Origin of the sequence: Kineosporia sp. NBRC 101677 (assembly GCF_030269265.1) — a bacterium.
Taxonomy (GTDB): domain Bacteria; phylum Actinomycetota; class Actinomycetes; order Actinomycetales; family Kineosporiaceae; genus Kineosporia; species Kineosporia rhizophila.
The window spans coordinates 874,790-891,759 of the sequence record NZ_BSTA01000002.1; the positions used below are offsets into that span (position 1 = coordinate 874,790).

Annotated in this window: 17 protein-coding genes; 11 read left to right on the top strand and 6 right to left on the bottom strand. The window is 71.8% G+C overall.

The features are described 5' to 3' along the window. Positions 1-14 precede the first annotated feature (14 nt). From QSK18_RS09300 to ahcY, 6 genes are all read left to right on the top strand, one after another. The gene (locus QSK18_RS09300; protein ID WP_232809181.1) at positions 15-197 is read left to right on the top strand and encodes a Trm112 family protein; all 183 of its coding nucleotides are present in this window, start codon (positions 15-17) and stop codon (positions 195-197) included. A 66-nt stretch (positions 198-263) separates the two neighbouring features. Next, positions 264-1,436 carry an SIS domain-containing protein gene (locus QSK18_RS09305; RefSeq protein ID WP_232809180.1) on the top strand — a complete coding sequence of 391 codons (1,173 nt, stop codon included), beginning with the start codon at positions 264-266 and terminating at the stop codon, positions 1,434-1,436. A gap of 83 nt (positions 1,437-1,519) precedes the next feature. Further along, a complete protein-coding gene (locus QSK18_RS09310; RefSeq protein ID WP_232809179.1) occupies positions 1,520-2,461 on the top strand; it encodes a cation diffusion facilitator family transporter in 942 nt (313 codons plus the stop codon). A 225-nt stretch (positions 2,462-2,686) separates the two neighbouring features. Next, positions 2,687-3,064, top strand: coding sequence for a hypothetical protein (locus QSK18_RS09315; RefSeq protein WP_285617815.1), 378 nt, complete (start codon positions 2,687-2,689; stop codon positions 3,062-3,064). A gap of 73 nt (positions 3,065-3,137) precedes the next feature. Next, entirely contained in the window at positions 3,138-3,533 is a 396-nt protein-coding gene (locus tag QSK18_RS09320; RefSeq protein ID WP_232809177.1) for an ArsR/SmtB family transcription factor, read from the top strand. A 256-nt stretch (positions 3,534-3,789) separates the two neighbouring features. Continuing rightward, positions 3,790-5,226, top strand: a complete 1,437-nt coding sequence (gene ahcY / locus QSK18_RS09325) for an adenosylhomocysteinase (RefSeq protein WP_285617817.1) — start codon at positions 3,790-3,792, stop codon at positions 5,224-5,226. Positions 5,227-6,879: 1,653 nt separating this feature from the next. Here the strand turns inward: ahcY and QSK18_RS09330 are convergent. Next, positions 6,880-7,794: an RDD family protein gene (locus QSK18_RS09330; protein WP_232809174.1), complete on the bottom strand. Its 915-nt coding sequence runs from the start codon at positions 7,792-7,794 to the stop codon at positions 6,880-6,882. 53 nt (positions 7,795-7,847) lie between these two features. Here QSK18_RS09330 and QSK18_RS09335 point away from each other — a divergent pair, with 53 nt between their 5' ends. Continuing rightward, on the top strand, positions 7,848-8,843 hold the full coding sequence (locus tag QSK18_RS09335) for a stage II sporulation protein M (RefSeq protein WP_285617819.1): 996 nt from the start codon (positions 7,848-7,850) through the stop codon (positions 8,841-8,843). A gap of 15 nt (positions 8,844-8,858) precedes the next feature. Here the strand turns inward: QSK18_RS09335 and QSK18_RS09340 are convergent, their stop codons facing one another. Beyond that, entirely contained in the window at positions 8,859-9,431 is a 573-nt protein-coding gene (locus QSK18_RS09340; RefSeq protein ID WP_232809172.1) for a hypothetical protein, read from the bottom strand. Positions 9,432-9,439: 8 nt separating this feature from the next. Beyond that, positions 9,440-9,853: an STAS domain-containing protein gene (locus QSK18_RS09345; RefSeq protein ID WP_232809171.1), complete on the bottom strand. Its 414-nt coding sequence runs from the start codon at positions 9,851-9,853 to the stop codon at positions 9,440-9,442. A gap of 120 nt (positions 9,854-9,973) precedes the next feature. Between QSK18_RS09345 and QSK18_RS09350 the strand changes: the two genes are divergently transcribed. From QSK18_RS09350 to QSK18_RS09365, 4 genes are all read left to right on the top strand, one after another. Continuing rightward, positions 9,974-10,669 carry a winged helix-turn-helix domain-containing protein gene (locus QSK18_RS09350; protein WP_232809170.1) on the top strand — a complete coding sequence of 232 codons (696 nt, stop codon included), beginning with the start codon at positions 9,974-9,976 and terminating at the stop codon, positions 10,667-10,669. Further along, positions 10,666-12,081, top strand: a complete 1,416-nt coding sequence (locus QSK18_RS09355) for a HAMP domain-containing sensor histidine kinase (protein ID WP_232809169.1) — start codon at positions 10,666-10,668, stop codon at positions 12,079-12,081. The genes QSK18_RS09350 and QSK18_RS09355 overlap by 4 nt, the downstream gene beginning before the upstream one ends. Then, entirely contained in the window at positions 12,078-12,719 is a 642-nt protein-coding gene (locus QSK18_RS09360) for a GerMN domain-containing protein (protein ID WP_285617822.1), read from the top strand. Before QSK18_RS09355 ends, QSK18_RS09360 begins: the two co-directional genes overlap by 4 nt. Before the next feature lie 75 nt (positions 12,720-12,794). Next, positions 12,795-13,367 carry a dienelactone hydrolase family protein gene (locus tag QSK18_RS09365; protein ID WP_232809167.1) on the top strand — a complete coding sequence of 191 codons (573 nt, stop codon included), beginning with the start codon at positions 12,795-12,797 and terminating at the stop codon, positions 13,365-13,367. On the opposite strand, the gene QSK18_RS09370 is transcribed toward QSK18_RS09365, so the two are convergent. From QSK18_RS09370 to QSK18_RS09380, 3 genes are all read right to left on the bottom strand, one after another. Then, positions 13,364-14,656, bottom strand: a complete 1,293-nt coding sequence (locus QSK18_RS09370) for a DUF58 domain-containing protein (RefSeq protein ID WP_285617823.1) — start codon at positions 14,654-14,656, stop codon at positions 13,364-13,366. The genes QSK18_RS09365 and QSK18_RS09370 overlap by 4 nt on opposite strands. Before the next feature lie 5 nt (positions 14,657-14,661). Then, positions 14,662-15,591, bottom strand: coding sequence for an AAA family ATPase (locus QSK18_RS09375; protein ID WP_269809665.1), 930 nt, complete (start codon positions 15,589-15,591; stop codon positions 14,662-14,664). Positions 15,592-15,709: 118 nt separating this feature from the next. Beyond that, positions 15,710-16,933 (bottom strand): DUF4350 domain-containing protein, encoded by a 1,224-nt coding sequence (locus QSK18_RS09380; RefSeq protein ID WP_232809164.1) that lies wholly within the window; start codon positions 16,931-16,933, stop codon positions 15,710-15,712. Between the last annotated feature and the right edge of the window lie 37 nt (positions 16,934-16,970).

Sequence of the window (16,970 nt, forward strand, 5' to 3'; positions counted from 1 at the left end):
GCCAGGATGAGCCGGTGACCGCTATCGAATCCTGGCTGCAGGACATCCTGCGCTGCCCGAGCTGCCGTTCCACCCTGGCCGAGGGGACCGGCCCCGAAGGTTCGCCCGAGCTGCAGTGCACCGGCTGCTCCCTGGCCTACCGTGTCGACGACGGCATCCCGGTGCTGCTCGTGGACGAGGCCCGCACCCGGTCCTGACCACGGTGAGGGGCCGGCCCGCCCGCTTCTGAACTGCACCGACGGCTTCGCTGGAGAATCTGCGCGATGGCACTGGACGAACAGCTGCTCGACGACCCCGACGGCCTGGCCGCGGCCGACCCCTCCGGCAGCCTGCGGGCCCTGGCGATGGCCGGGGCGCAGGTCCGGATGGCCCTGTCCGCCACCGCCGAGGCCCAGATCGCGAAGATCGTGGCCGACGGCCGCCCGCGCGCGGTCGTGGTGGCCAGCCTGGGCGGCTCGGCCGTGGTTGGCGACATCCTGATCCTGATGGCCGGCAGCAGCGCCCCGGTGCCGGTCTCGGTCCGGCGGGGTCTGCCGCTGCCGGGCTGGGTGGGGCCGCTCGACCTGGTCGTGGCGGTGTCGATGTCCGGCCGGGCCCCGGGCCCGCTCGGGCTCGCCGCCGAGGCCGCCCGCCGGGGCTGCCGGTTGCTCACGGTCGGTGCTCCCCGCTCGCCGCTCGCCGAGGTCTCCGAGCGCACCGGCGGGGTGCACGTGGCCGTCCCGCGCAACGAGACCCCGGCCGCCCGGGCCTCCCGGATGGCGCTGTGGTCGCTGACCGTGCCGGTCGTCGCGGTGGCCCACGAGCTGGGCCTGACCGACGCCTCGACCGAGGTGCTGGAGCGGGTCGCGAACCGGCTGGACGCCCAGGCCGACAAGTACCGGCCCTCGTCCGACGCCTTCGTCAACCCGGCCAAGTCGCTGGCCCTCGAGCTCTCCGGGGTCATGCCCGTGGTGCTCGGTGACGGCGACGTGACCGGGGTGGCGGCTCTGCGCGCGGTCTCGATGCTGGCCCGCACGGCCCGCGTCCCGGCCATGCGCGGGGCCCTGCCGGACGACGCGGGTGACGTGGTCGCCACCTTCGACGGCCCCCTGGCCCGGCGGCCGGAGGCGGACATCTTCGCCGACCCGGAGTTCGACGACATCCCGGCGGCCGGCCCGCAGATGCGCCTGCTGCTGCTGCGCGACGCGGCTCCCACGCTCGACCGGCCCGACGGTTCGTGGCTGGAGACGGCCCGCACGGCCGACGCGGTCCGGCTCACCGCCGAGGACGCCGGGGTGCGGGTCACCGAGGTGGCGGCCGATCCGGGGCATCCGCTGGAGCGGCTGGCCGACCTGGTCTCGCTCACCGACTTCGCCTCGGTCTACATGGCGCTGGCCGGCGGGATCGACCCGCTCACCTCGCCACACGTGGCCGACCTGCGCGACCGCACGCAATAGCCCCCTCTCGACATTCGGTGTCCCTGGGCAAGTAGTACGTTTCTCCCGCTCACAGCTGTGTAGAGGCGGGAGAACGACGAACCATGTCCACCGAGGGTGGCTCCAAGGCGATCATCGCGGCACTGTCCGCCAATCTGGGTATCGCCGCGACCAAGTTCGTCGCCTTCGGGCTGACCGGATCCAGCTCGATGCTGGCCGAGGGCATCCACTCGGTGGCCGACTCCGGCAACCAGGTGCTGCTGCTGGTCGGTGGCCGACGGGCGAAGAAGAAGCCGAACGAGGAGCACCCGTTCGGCTACGGCCGTTCCCGGTACCTGTTCGCCTTCCTGGTGTCGGTGATCCTGTTCAGCGTGGGTGGCCTCTTCGCCCTCTACGAGGCCTGGCACAAGTGGGACCACCCGGAGCCGATCGAGAACTGGCAGTGGGTCCCGGTGGCCGTGCTGGTGGCGGCGATCGCGATGGAGGGGTTCAGCCTGCGCACCGCCGTGCACGAGGCCACCCCGCACCGTGAGGGCCGCAACTGGTGGCGGTTCATCCGCGAGACCAAGTCGCCGGAGCTGCCGGTGGTGCTGCTGGAGGACACGGCGGCGCTCACCGGTCTGGTGTTCGCCCTGTTCGGCGTGGGGATGACGCTGGCCACGCACGACGGCCGGTGGGACGCGGTGGGCAGCGCGATGATCGGTCTGCTGCTGATCGCGGTGGCCGTGATCCTCGCCCTGGAGACGTCTTCGCTGCTGGTCGGCGAGGGGGCCTCGGCCGAGGACCTGGACCGGATCAAGACCGCCCTGGTCGGGGCCGGGGTGCACGGGGTGATCCACATCCGCACGCTGTACGTCGGGCCGGAGGAGCTGATGGTGGCGGCGAAGATCGCGGTGGTGCCGACGGAGTCGGCGGTGGAGGTGGCCGAGGCGATCGACGAGGCCGAGGCACGGGTCCGGGCCGCCGTCCCGACCGCCAAGCTGATCTTCCTCGAGCCCGACATCGCTCGCGGCACCGGTGGGCCGGCCGGCGTCCCGGCGAACTGACGAGAAGGCCCTACGACGACGTGTCCCCCTGATGGTGCAGGGGGGCACGTCGTCGGTCTTTGTGGCTGGGTAGCCGTTGACATAGGAGTGCTTTAACGATGTGGACGCCGATAACGCTGGCCTAGCAGGCATTTGACCGTCGATTCGGGTTCTGTGGGTAGCGTCGGAGCCGATCCGCAGCCCCACCTTGTTCAGATATCTGTCACTTCGAGTCAGGAGGCCGTCGTGCGCGCTCATCCCGCACCCCGCACGCTCCGACCTGTCCTGCCGCACGACCATCCTCTGGCGGGCCGCCGGCCGGACCGCTGGACGCAGTACCCCGACGGCGCCGAGCCGCAGCGCTTCGGCTGGTTCGGCCGCTGGTCCCGGCGGTCCCGGCTGGCCGCCACGGTCGTCGTCGTCGCCTCGCTGGCCCTGGTCGGCGCCCTGGTGATCAGTTCCGCCCAGGCGGTCAAGGCGGTCGCCGGCACCAACGAGCACTCCCGTTACGGGCAGTACACCGAGCCACCGCTGCAGCCGGAGGCCGATCCCGCCCCCGGGCACCTGCCGGGGGCCTCCGGCTACAGCAAGGCCGGCCGTTCCGGCGTCACCCCGGCTCCCTGACGGCGCACTGCCTAGGATTGGCCGTCCGACCGGCTGACCCCGGTTCCAGCGCGACGGTTCCAGGGGAGGGGCGATGTCCACGACACCCCGGGTGGGCGGCCGGCGCCCACCGCAGCACGTCCATCCCCACGACGTGAGCATCGAGACGGCGCTCACCGCCCTGGCCGACCCGGTCCGCCTCTCGATCGTGCGCTGCGTGGCCCGGGCCGGTGACTGGGAACTGCCGTGCGGTTCGCTGGAGGTCGGCGTGGGCAAGGCCACGCTGAGCCATCACTTCTCCGTGCTGCGCGAGGCCGGACTCCTCGAGCAGCGCGACGAGGGCGCCCGGCGCACCATCCGGCTGCGGCGCGCGGAGTTCGACGAACGGTTTCCCGGCCTCCTCGCCCTCGTCCTGACCGACGCAGGCGCAGGTGACAGCCCGGGTGACCACCCGCGTCCGCTGTTCGGGCGACCCGGTGAGCACAGGTGAGCACAACCAAACCGGACCGGCGGATCGGCGAACCGTGACCTGATTGCTATCGTGGACCGTGTTCCGGCGTAGGTGATGCCGACGGCCTAGAGGGGCCGCGCCGGGTCTGGCAAGGCGCACGTTCTCACCGGGTTCACCCTGCCCGGCATTTCCGAGGGCCTGCACCGCCATGCCTCAGACCCGCCCACCTGCGACTGGATCTCAACCGGGTGATCCCCGTCTTCCAGCCGCATCCGACGATGCCGAAGGACAAGGTATGACGTTCGACTTCAAGGTCGCCGACCTTTCGCTGGCCGAGACCGGCCGCCACGAGCTCCGCCTCGCCGAGCACGAGATGCCCGGCCTGATGGCCCTGCGCGCCGAGTTCGGCGAGAGCAAGCCGCTGTCCGGCGCCCGCATCACCGGCTCCCTGCACATGACCGTGCAGACCGCCGTGCTGATCGAGACGCTGACCGCGCTCGGCGCCGAGGTCCGCTGGGCCTCCTGCAACATCTTCTCCACCCAGGACACCGCCGCCGCGGCGGTCGTCGTGGGCCCCAACGGCACCCCCGAGAACCCGCAGGGTGTGCCGGTCTTCGCCTGGAAGGGCGAGACCCTGGAGGAGTACTGGTGGTGCACCGAGCAGATCCTCAACTGGGGTGAGGGCCAGGGCCCGAACATGATCCTGGACGACGGCGGCGACGTGACGCTGCTCGTGCACAAGGGTGTCGAGTTCGAGAAGGCCGGCGCCGTGCCCGCCACCACCGAGGACGACAGCGAGGAGTACGGCGTCATCCTCGAGGTGCTGCGCCGCTCGCTGACCGCCACCCCGGACCGCTTCACCAAGATCGCGGCCGAGATCAAGGGTGTCACCGAGGAGACGACGACGGGCGTCCACCGCCTGTACGAGATGTACCGGGCCGGCACGCTGCTGTTCCCGGCGATCAACGTCAACGACTCGGTCACCAAGTCGAAGTTCGACAACAAGTACGGCATCCGTCACTCGCTGGTCGACGGCATCAACCGCGGCACCGACGTCCTGATCGGTGGCAAGGTGGCCGTGGTCTGCGGTTACGGCGACGTGGGCAAGGGCGCGGCGGAGTCGCTGCGCGGCCAGGGCGCCCGCGTCATCGTCACCGAGGTCGACCCGATCTGCGCGCTGCAGGCGGCGATGGACGGCTACCAGGTGACCACCCTGGAGGACGTGCTGGCCCAGGGTGACTTCTTCATCACCACGACCGGCAACTTCGACGTCATCACCGCCACGCACATGCAGGGGATGAAGGACAAGGCCGTGGTCGGCAACATCGGCCACTTCGACAACGAGATCGACATGGCCGGCCTGGCCAAGATCCCGGGCATCACCAAGACCGAGATCAAGCCGCAGGTCCACGAGTGGACGTTCAGCGACGGCCGCTCGATCATCGTGCTGTCCGAGGGGCGCCTGCTGAACCTGGGCAACGCCACCGGCCACCCGAGCTTCGTGATGTCGAACTCGTTCGCCAACCAGGTGATCGCGCAGATCGAGCTGTTCACCAAGCGCGACGAGTACGAGACCCAGGTCTACGTGCTGCCCAAGCACCTGGACGAGAAGGTGGCGCGGCTGCACCTGGACGCGCTCGGCGTGAAGCTCACCGAGCTCACCAAGGCGCAGGCCGAGTACATCGGCGTGCACGTCGAGGGCCCGTACAAGCCGGACCACTACCGCTACTGATCCTGCCTCGGCACCTGGATCGGCTTGGCCGGGCGCGTCTCTTCCCCGCGGGGAGGGGGCGCGCCCGGCGCGGTTTTGTCGGGTGGGCCCCCGCTCGGGGTTCTTCGATCTGGCGGACTTAGGACAACGGGGCAATAAAGCCTGCTAGAGCCCGACTTTGTTGCCCCATTGTCTGCCTGCCCGGGCAAGCCAGCAGCAGGAACAAGCCTCAACACCCAGGCAGGCGGTGGCCAGAGGGATCCTGCGATGAGACGGGTTGGTCGGTCCACGAACTCGTGGCCGTGGCCGTCCGCGCTCTACGACGCGCGCTGGGAAGCGCATCGACCACCGGTCGGGAGTTCAGGCGGCTGCGGGCGGCCTGATGAGCGCGCCCCGAGCTCAGGCCAATTTCTTCGGTGACCTGGCTGCGGGCGACCCCGACGCGGCCCAGCCGGCGTCACGCATCGTGGACAGCACGTTGGGGCCCATCCCGTCCGTGCAGCACCGCATTTCGGGAACCATCCCGTGCGTGCAGCACCGGATCAAGCAGCAACTATCGGGGTCGATGCACTCCTCGCCGTCGAACGCTGAACCGGCTGCGCAGCAACCGGATCCGCGGCCCTGGTGACCGGTGCTGGGGCTAGATCTCGGGTCGTCGAGCGCTGAGCCTGGCTGTGCGGCTCCCGGAACCACGGCCCTGGCGGCCGGTGCTGGGGCTAGATCCCGGCCTGTCGAGCGCTGAGCCTGGCTGTGCGGCTCCCGGGTCCATGGCCCTGGTGGCCGGTGCTGGGGCTAGATCCCGGCCTGTCGAGCGCTGAGCCTGGCTGTGCGGCTCCCGGGTCCATGGCTCTGGTGGCCGGTGCTGGGGCTAGATCCCGGCCTGTCGAGCGCTGAGCCTGGCTGTGCGGCTTCCGGATCCACGGCTCTGGTGGCCGGTGCTGGGGCTAGATCTCGGGTCGTCGAGCGCTGAAGCCGGCTGTGCGGCTCCCGGATCCACGGCTCTGGTGGCCGGTGCTGGGGCTAGATCTCGGGTCGTCGAACGCTGAAGCCGGCTGTGCGGCTCCCGGAACCACGGCCCTGACCGCCGGCGCTGGGACTAGATCCCGGCCCGTCGAACGCTGAGCCTGGCTGCGCGGCACTCGGAACCGCGGCCCTGGTGGCCGGTGCTGGGGCTAGATCTCGGGTCGTCGAACGCTGAAGCCGGCTGTGCGGCTCCCGGATCCACGGCTCTGGTGGCCGGTGCTGGGGCTAGATCTCGGGTCGTCGAACGCTGAAGCCGGCTGTGCGGCTCCCGGAACCACGGCTCTGGTGACCGGTGCTGGGGCTAGATCCCAGGCCCGCCGAACGCTGAACCTGGCTGCGCGGCACCCGGAACCACGGCCCCGGCAACGAGCGCTACGGCTAGATCCCGGGGCATCGGACGCGGAAGCCAGCTGCGCGGCACCCTAACCGCAGCCCTGGCGACGAGCGTTACGGCTAGACCCTGGGCCGCCGAACGCCGAACGCCGAACGCCGAACGCCGAACGCCGAACGCCGAACGCTGGCTGCGCGGCACCCGAACCGCAGCCCCGGCGACCAGTGCTACGGACTAGACCCCGGGGCGTCGCCGGACGTCCTCGGCCGGCCCTGGTGGACTCCGCTGGTTCTGTCGTCGTCCGTTCAGTCGTTGCCCGCTCAGTCGTTGTCAGGCAGGCCGAATCCTGTGGCCGACAGGGGGCTGGCCGCGGCGCGGCTGGCCCGGCGGGCGGCGCGCTGCTGGGACTCGCGCCAGAGACGGGCGAAGTCGCGCTCGCGGCGTTCGGCCAGGACGGCGGCGAGGAAGTCTTCGGGGTGGGTGCCGGGCGGGGGTGGGGGCGCGACCAGCTCGCCCACCTGACCGGCCAGGGACCAGCCCAGGCGCTGGCGGGCCTCGGGGGCGAGGCGGTCGGCGCGGGCCAGGAACTGGCGGCAGGCGCGGGCCAGCGGGTCGGGGAGGCGACCGAGGTCGGCGTTGCGCACCCAGGGGGCCAGGTGGGGCGGCATCTGGACGGCGGCGGGCAGCTGGCGGGGCTGCCGTTCCCGGATCACGTAGGTGCCCGCAACCAGGTCACCCAGGCGTTTGCCGCGTTTGTTGAGCAGCGAGACGACCAGCGCGACGGCGCCCAGCGACCAGTAGATCTCCAGCACCGCGAGAAGACCGCGGATGAGCGCGTGCCGGGCCCGGATCGGCCCGCCGTCGTCGCGGACCACCCGCAGACCGGCCATCCACTTGCCCAGGGACCGGCCCCGGGTCAGGGTCTCGATGAGGATCGGGATGCCGATCAGCACGGCCAGGGTGGCGACCAGGCCCAGCGCGCTGCCCGCAGCCGGGTCGATCTCGCCGGTGGTGGCGTAGAAGAGCCAGTAGAGCAGCAGGATGCCGACGACCGTGACCAGCACGTCGGCGGTGACGGCCAGGGCCCGGGTGATGAACGAGGCCGGCCGCAGCTCCAGGACCACCGCCTCACCGGTGATCAGCTCGTCGGAGAAGTCCAGCTCGTCGACGCCGGTCAGGCCGGTGACGGCGGCACCGGACTCTTCCGGCAGCGGGGCGAGCGGGTCTGTGATCACAGGAGCCAGACTACGTGGGGCCTACGACAGTCTTCCCGGTTAGGCTCGCAACCGTGGACTTGGATGCCTTCGTCGCGGTGCACTCGGCCGACTGGGACCGCCTGGACCGGCTGACGAAACGGCGCCGGCTCTCCGGGGCCGAGGTGGACGAGATGGTGCTCCTGTACCAGCGGGCGGCCACCCATCTCTCCGTCGTGCGCTCGTTCTCGCCCGACGCCGGGGTGGTGGCCCGGCTCTCCGGCACCGTGGCCCGGGCCCGCACCGCGGTGGCCGGGGGCAACGAGCCGCTGATCCGCGAGTTCGCCCGGATGGCAGCGGTCTCGTTCCCCGCCGCGGTGTACCGGTCGCGCTGGTGGGCGCTCGGCGCGGCGCTGGGCACGGCCGTGGTCGCGGTGGCGTTCGGCGCCTGGGTCGCGGCCAACCCCGAGGTGCAGGCCACCGTCGGAACCGAGCAGCAGATCCAGCAGCTGGTCCAGAACGACTTCGAGAACTACTACTCCGAGAACGCGGCCTCGGGCTTCGCCGTCCAGGTGTGGACCAACAACGCCTGGGTGGCCGCGCTGTGCTTCGTGCTCGGCATCACCGGTGTGGGCGTGCTCTGGGTACTCGGCCAGAACGCCGTCAACATCGGGCTGACCGGCGGGCTGATGGCCGCGAACGACCGGCTGGGGCTGTTCTTCGGCCTGATCACCCCGCACGGCCTGCTCGAGCTGACCGCGGTGTTCGTGGCCGCCGGGGCCGGGCTCAAGGTGTTCTGGGCCTGGGTCGATCCCGGACCGCGCAGCCGGACGCGGGCGATCGGCGAGGAGGGCCGCGCCATGGTGACGATCGCGATCGGCCTGGTCGTGGTGCTGCTGGTGTCCGGCGTGGTAGAGGCCTTCGTGACCCCGTCCCCGCTGCCGACCTGGGCCCGCATCGCCATCGGCTTCGTGGTGTGGGCGGCGTTCATTGGCTATGTCTGGCGCTTCGGCCGGCCCGCCGCCCTGGCCGGCGAGACCGGTGACCTGTCGTCCGAACTCGCCGGGGACGTCCGCCCGGTCGCAGGCTGAAAGGCGCCGAAGACCTCAGACGTGCCGGCGTAGGCAGACCGTGGCGCCGGCGCCCGGCCGGGCGACCAGTGCGTCGAGCACGTGCTCGATCTCCGGGCCGGTCGGCACCCGCGTACTGATCGCCCCGAGCAGACCGCTGGGCCGCTCGAGCGCTCCGGCCGAGTTCACGATCAGCAGGTCGGCCGGGGACAGCCGCTCCCCGATCTGACGCCGTGCCCCCATGTCCCCGAGCAGCCGGGCCGGCCGCCCCGGACTCAGCAGCAGAGCCGGCGGGGCGTCGTGCACGAGCAGGGTGAGCAGGCCGTCGTCGGACAGGTCGGCCACCGCCACCCCAGAGGCGGCCTCGTCCGGGTCGCGCCGCAACTCCTCGGCCAGTTCGGACAGACCGGCCACCGCCATGGCCCGGTCCAGCACCCTCGACCGGAGCCGGTCGGCATCCCCCTCGGTCTGGGCCTCGCACACCACCAGGCGCAGCCCGGTCGTGGTGCGCAGAGCTACCGCGACGGCCGGGTCCCGCTGCAGGATCAGTGGTTCCCAGCCCTCTCCGGCCGGCCGGGCCCACGGGTAGGACGGCCGGGATGCGCGCACGGTATCGATCATGTGGCTCGCCGCCGTTCCTCGGACTGCGGTTCGTGGGCCAGCACCTGGTCCAGGCCACTGCGGCGCAGACTGCGCTCACCCTGCCGGCTGAGTCCACGCAGCAGGACGGCCCCACCCCGGGCCCGGCAGCGCCGCTGGGCCCAGAGCAGGGCGGTCACCGTGGTGGAGGAGAGCCGGCGTACGTCGGAGACGTCGACGACGACCGTCGGCGACGGGGATCGCAGTGCCGTCGCCACCCCGGCCCGCAGCCCGGCGACGTCCGCGGAACGGATCGGCTCGCCGAGCCGGACCGACACGGGCTCGCGGCCGGCTCCGTCGGCGGCCGTGGGGCTGGGCGCAGTCGGAACCCGGACCGCGCGGAGACCGTTCTTCGCGCGGCCGGGAGTTCGCCTGCCTGCCTCGAACACCACGCGTCGAGCCTGCTCGAGGCGTTTTGCGAACGGGTGGACGGCTTCTTTGCGGTTTCGTGACGATCCGCCGGTGACCGACAGTCGGCCGGTAGCGCCGGCGCCGGCTGGCACGATGGGTCCATGCGGCTGCTCTTGCTGGAGGACGACCACAGCATCCGGCTCGCGCTGCGCCTGGTTCTCGAGGACGAGGGTTACGAGGTCGAGGAGTTCGAGCGGGCCGAGACGGCGCTGCAGCACGCCCGGGGTGAGGACTTCACGGTGATGCTGGTCGACCTGATGCTCGGTGGGATGGACGGCACCACGTTCATCCACCGGGTGCGCGAGCAGTCGGACGTGCCGATCGTGGTGATCAGTGCACGCAGCGACACCTACGACATCGTCGCCGCCCTGGAGGCCGGAGCCGACGACTACGTCACCAAGCCCTTCGAGGTCCGCGAGGTCACTGCCCGGCTACGGGCTCTGCGGCGGCGCGGTCGGGTGCTCACCCCCGACCGCCAGGCCCCCGGGGGTACCCAGATCGCGCTCGGCGACCAGATCGTGCTCTACCCCGAGGCCGGCCAGGTGCGCCGCAACGATGCCCCGGTGCACCTGACGGTCACCGAGTTCCGGCTGCTCTGCGAGCTCGCGGCGGCCTCCGGGCGGGTGCTGAGCCGTCAGCAGCTGCTCGAGAAGGTCTGGGACAGGGGATACTTCGGTGACGAGCGGATCGTCGACGTCCACATCCGCCGGCTGCGGGCCAAGGTCGAGCCCGATCCCGGCACACCTCGCATCGTGGTCACCGTGCGCGGTCTGGGATACCGCCTGGACCAGGGATGAACTGGCGCCTCCGGTTCCGCCGTCGTCGCTCGGGCCTGCGCATGCGGACCGCTCTGGCGTTCGGGGCGGGAGCGGTCGCGGTGGCCATGGTGCTGGCCGGGGCAACGCTGCTGATCGCTCGGGAGTACCTGCTGGAACAGCGTCGCCAGTCAGCCTCCCGTCAGGCCTACGCCGATGCCGCCGTCCTGCGGGAGCGCCTTCTCACAGCGGGCGTGTCCCCGGCCGAAGCGGTCGGTGACCTGGCTCCCCGAGAGGGCACATACGTCCTTTTGCGGGTCGGTCTGGAGTGGTACTCCTCGGCTCTCGCCCCCGGCAACCAGGATCTGCCGCTGTCACTGCGCACTCTGGTCGTCGAGGGGCAGCCCGGTTTCGCCTGGGCCACCGTGGGCGGTCAGCGCTCGATCGTGGTGGGAACACCGTTGCCCGCGGTGGATGCGGCCGTGTTCGAGGTCTCCTCGGTCGACGAACTGGACGACACCCTCGACGTTCTGCGCACCGTGATGCTGCTGGTGGCCAGCGTCTGCGCAGTGGGTGCGGCGATGCTGGGCTGGGTGGTCGCCGGCCGCGTGGTGCGGCCGCTCGACAGGGTGGCCGAGACCGCGACGGCCATCGCCGGTGGCCGTACGGCTACTCGGCTGCCTCCCACCAGCGATCCGGAACTGGTCGGCATCGTGGGGTCGTTCAACGCCATGGTCGACGCACTGGCCAGCCGGATCGAGCGGGAGAGCCGTTTCACCGCCGACGTGAGCCACGAACTGCGTACCCCGCTCACCGCCCTCACCACGTCGGTGCACGCGCTGACCACCCAGCGCCGGCATCTGCCCGAACGCTCGCACCAGCTGCTCGACGTGATCGACACCGAGGTGCAGCGACTGCGTAACACCGTGGAGGACCTGCTCGAACTGGCCCGGATGGACGCCGGTACCTCGCCGGTCGACCTGACCACGACCCGGCTGGACGAGCTGGCCCGGTTCGCGCTGGCCGAGTCGGGCCGCTCGGAGAGCCTGCTGCACCTGGACCACGGGCCGGAACGGGCCCCCGACGACCTGGAGGTGCTCGCCGATCGCCGCTCGATCGGCCGGGCCCTGATGAACCTGGTCGACAACGCCGAGCGGCACGGCGGTGGCTGTACCTCGGTGACGTTGAGGTTCACCGGCCTGACGGCGGAGATCGTGGTGGACGATGCCGGGCCCGGAGTGGCCGAGGCCGACCGGGAGCGGATTTTCGAGCGCTTCGCCCGGGCCGACGGCACTGGACGTACGAAGACGGGATCGGGGCTGGGGCTGAGCCTGGTGGCCGAGACCGCAGAACGGCACGGGGGGGCGGTGTGGTGTGAAGACGCGCCGGGCGGGGGTGCCCGGTTCGTCCTCGTGCTGCCCCGTCGGGCGAAACCGGCGGAGGTTCACCCGTGAAGCCTTGGTGCAGAACGCTGTCCGGGTTGGCCGTGGTGCTGGCTCTGGCGTCGTGCGGTGTGCCGCAGGACGGTCAGGCCCAGGTGCTGGACGCCGACCGGGTGCCGTACGGGCTTCTCGAACCCGGACCGACCACCAGCAGTGCGGTTTCACCGTCACCGGTCCAGGGTGAGCTGTCGCTGCCGATCGCCTGGGTGGCCTCGGACGACGCGCTGACTCTGGTCGACCGGACGGTGCCGGGCGGAGCTGCGGAGACGGTTGCCACCGAAGTCCTGCAGGAGCTGGCGGTCGGCCCGAGCACGGCCGAGCGCAACCGCGGGCTCCGGTCCAGTCTGCCGGCGGGCACCGATCTACGGCTGACCTCGCTCGACGGGGAAGAGGACGTGGCCGTGGTCGAGTGGCCGGCCAGTGTGCAGGTGCTGGCGGCCGAGGAGGTGCCCCTGGCCGTCGGGCAGGTGGTGCTGAGCCTGACCTCGGTGACGGGTATCCGGGCAGTGAGCCTGATCCAGGACGGGGAGACGGTACCGGCCCCCGAACCGGGCGGGTCGCTGATCACCCGGCCGCTCACCCGCGCCGACTACGAGGCCCTCTTGGGGACGTCCGCCGCGCGCCGGACGGTCGGCGGGCACCCCGGCTGAGTCGTGGTGGTAAAGCACGGACGGGCTGTGGGAGGGTGAGGCGCGGACCGTACAGACGTTCGAGGGGAGCCAGTGATGGCCGAAGTTCTGTTGTTCCACCACGCCCAGGGGCTGACCTCCGGGGTGCGTGAGTTCGCCGACACGCTGAGCGGGGCCGGGCACACGGTGCACACGCCAGACCTGTACCAGGGCAAGACGTTCGGCACGCTGGACGAGGGGGTGGCGCACGCCCGCTCGACCGGCTTCGACGTGATCGCCGAGCGCGGAGTCGCCGCCGCCCAGGACCTTCCGGAAGATCTTGTGTATGCCGGGTTCTCGCTGGGGGTCCTGCCGGTGGCCAAGCTGGCCACCAGCCGTCCCGGGGCGAAAGGGGCGCTCTTCCTGAGCGGTTTCGTGCCACCGTCCGAGTTCGGCACCTGGCCGGGCATCCCGGCGCAGGTGCACGGCATGGATGCGGACCCGGAGTTCGCCGATTCGGGCGATCTGGCCGCGGCCCGGGAGTTCGCGATCCAGACGGGCTACCAGGCCGAGGTTTTCGTCTATCCCGGATCGGCGCACCTGTTCGCCGACGGCAGCCTGGGGGAGTACGACGAGTCGGCCGCCGGCCTGCTCACCGAGCGGGTGCTGGCCTTCCTGGCCAAGGTCTAGAGAAGACCGGCGGCCTTCAGCGCCAGGTAGCGATCGGCCAGCTGCGGCGGCAGTTCCTCGGGCGAGGCGTCGACCACGTCCACACCCATCCGCCGCAGTTCTGCCGTGGTCGCCGTGCGGTCGAGTTCGGCCCGGCCCGCAGCGGCGGCTCCGTACACCGCGTACGCATCGCCACGGCCGTCGGCCATCGCGGTCATCCGGGGGTCGGCGACCGACGCCACCACCACCCGGTGCCGTGAGCAGAGGCGGCCGATCACCGGCATCAGGCCTTCCTCGATCGCGGCCCCCTCCAGCGGTGTCAGCAGCACGACCAACGCTCGCTGGGACATCCGGGAGAGCACGGTGGAGACGATCGCCGCCCAGTCCGCCTCGACCAGGTCGGCCTCCACCGGGGCCATCGCGGTGACCAGGCGGGGCAGCAGATCGCTGCGACCGGCGCCCTCCACCCGGGCCCGCACCCTGCGGTCCATCGCCAGCAGGTCCACCCGGTCACCCGCGCGGGAAGCCAGTGCCGCCAGGAGCAGGGCGGCATCCATCGCGGCGTCCAGCCGGGGTTCGTCGCCGACCCGGGCCGCCGACGTGCGCGAGGTGTCAAGTACGAGCAGCACCCGGCGGTCGCGCTCCGGGCGCCAGGTACGCACAACTACCTGCCCCCGTCGCGCGGTGGCCCGCCAATCGATCGAACGCACGTCGTCGCCGCCGACGTAGTCGCGCAGCGAGTCGAACTCGGTGCCCTGACCACGAACCCGTAGCGACGTGCGTCCATCGAGTTCTCGGAGGCGGGCCAGCTTGCTGGGCAGGTGTTTACGCGAACCGAAAGGCGGCAGCACACGCACGCTTCCGGGGGCAGGAAGGGAGAACTGACGCGCGGCCAGGCCGAGGGGGCCGAAACTGCGCACGGTCACCTCACCGGCCCGGCGGTCGCCCCGGCGGGTGGGGGTGAGAGTTGTGGCCAGACGGCGGCTCTGCCCGGCCGGAAGATCGACCGGATGACGGTCGACCTCAGCTCCGGCCGAGGGCTGCCAGGCGTCGCGCAGGGAACCCCGTACCTTGCGGCGCCCGGCGTTGGTGAGCACGAACGACGCGGTGGTGGCGGTACCCAGCCGAACGGTGGCCACCGGCTCACGGCGCACCCGTAGAGCCCGGGGAGAGCCCGCCAGCAGGAGATCGGCCGCGACCAGTACGACGAACAGCCCGGCCCAGCCCAGCAGCGATCCCCAGCCCGGCCAGAACCCGACCGGGAGCAGACCGATCGCGGCCAGGAGTACGGCGCGCCCGCTGATGGTCACGCCGGTCAGCGGGGGACGGGGACGCTGGCGAGCACGCTGTCCAGTACGCCGTCGGTGGTGACGCCCTCCAGTTCGGCCTCGGGGCGCAACTGCATCCGGTGCCGGAGCGTGGCCGGGGCCAGCGCCTTCACGTCGTCGGGGGTGACGTAGGTGCGCCCCTGCAGCCAGGCCCAGGCCCGGGAGGTGTTGAGCAGGCCGGTGGCACCACGCGGAGAGACGCCCAGCGCCAGCGACGGGGAGGAGCGGGTGGCCTGCACCACGTCGACGATGTAACCCATGACCTCGCGGCTGATCTCGACGGTGCGGACCGCCCGGGTGGCGGCGGCCAGGTCGGCGGGACCGGCGACCGCCCGGATACCGGCGGCGGCCAGGTCGCGAGGGTCGAAACCGGCGGCGTGCCGGGCCAGCACCTCGAGCTCGACGTCCCGCGGGGGCAGGTGCATGTGCACCTTGAGCAGGAAACGGTCGAGCTGGGCCTCGGGCAGCGGGTAGGTGCCCTCGTACTCCACCGGGTTCTGGGTGGCCGCCACCACGAACGGGTCGGGCAGCGGGCGGGGCCGGCCGTCGACGGTGACCTGCCGCTCCTCCATCGCCTCGAGCAGGGCGGCCTGGGTCTTCGGCGGCGTACGGTTGATCTCGTCGGCCAGCAGCAGGTTGGTGAACACCGGGCCGTCGCGGAAGGAGAACTCGCCGCTGCGGTTGTCGTAGACCAGCGAGCCGGTCACGTCACCGGGCATCAGGTCGGGGGTGAACTGCACCCGGCTGGTCTGGAGCTGCAGGGCCGCCGAGAGCGAGCGCACCAGCAGCGTCTTGGCCACCCCGGGCACCCCCTCCAGCAGCACGTGGCCGCGGCACAGCAGTGAGATGACCAGCCCGGTCACCGCCTCGTCCTGGCCCACCACGGCCTTGGCCACCTCGTGGCGGACCCGGCTCAGGGCCTCCCGGGCGGCCTCGGCCTCACCGGGCCGGTCCTGGGCGTGTGCCTGCGGGTGGGACCCCGAGTGGGTGGTCGGGAAGTCGGTCACGAGGCGAGCCTCTCAGATCGTGAGGTGATCAACGGTTACGGGTGGGGTCGTGCGGGACGCCGGCGACCCGTTCGATCTCGTCCAGCCGGTCGGCCAGCTCGACCAGGGCGCCGTCGGAGTCCGGGGCGGGGCCGATCAGGACCTGGCCGACCTCGTACTGATTGCGGCCGGTGGCGGCCGCGACCAGGACCACCAGCTGCTCGGGGGTGGTCCCGGCGGGGGCCGCGAGCCGGGTGGCCAGGCGCCGGAGGCTGGCGGTGCGCAGGGTGGAGGCGGCCCGCCCGCGGGCGTGGAACTGCCGGTAGAGCCGCGCCCGGCCTTCCTGGGTCTCGGCCGCCCGGACGATTACCGGCAGCGGTTCGCCGACCAGCCGGCCGAACCGCCGAGCCCGCCAGACCATGGCCAGCAACGCCACCAGCGCCAGCTGGATGCCCACCCACAGCACCCAGTCGGGCAGCAGTTCGGTGAGCGATTGCCGTTGGCCGGCGCCCACCTGTTCCAGCGGATCGGGCATGTACCAGACCAGGTCCGGCTGGGCCCCGAAAGTGTGCAGAGCCAGCGCCGCATTGCCCTGCCCGGCCAGGTATTCGTTCGTAAGCAGGTCGGACTGGCCCACCACGACGACCTGCTTACCCCCGGCGGCGGTGACTACGTACGAGCCTCGCTCTGTGGTGCTGTCCACGTCGGAGGTGTCGTCCGAGTCCGACTGGGGGTAGCAAATGGTGACTCCCCCTGCCGTGGATCCGCCGGAGCGTGCGTACAGCTGCCCGCCCCCACGTACCGCGCCGGCGGTGACCGCCGCGGAGACCGAGCAGCCCGGGGCCCGTTCGTCGGTGCGGTTGCTGTAGCCGGCTGCGCGGACCTGCGGGGCGAGCACACTGAGCGCGATCTCGTCCGGCTCGATCAGGATCAGCCGCGAAGCATCGTCCTGGGCCAGCCGGTTCAGCTGCTCGGGGGCCAGCAACGTGGTGTCGGTGACCACCAGGGTGCTGCCCGACGTGGTGGCTTCGGTGACCTCGTCCGAGCGGTCGCCCGAGACCACCTCGACGCCCTGTCGCTGCAGCACCTGGGCCAGCCCGCGAGCACCGTCGGGGGCAGGGTTCTCCGGGCTCAGCCGACGGCCGTCCTCCGACGTGGGCACGGTCAGCGCGACCAGGGCGACGGCGGCCACGACGATCGCGGCGACCGTCAGTGGCCAACGCCAGCGGGCGGCCAGCCCACGAAGATCCTGCTTTAAGGACGGGGTGGGCACCGATGGTTCCGATGCCGGCTCTGCGGGGGGCGGGGTC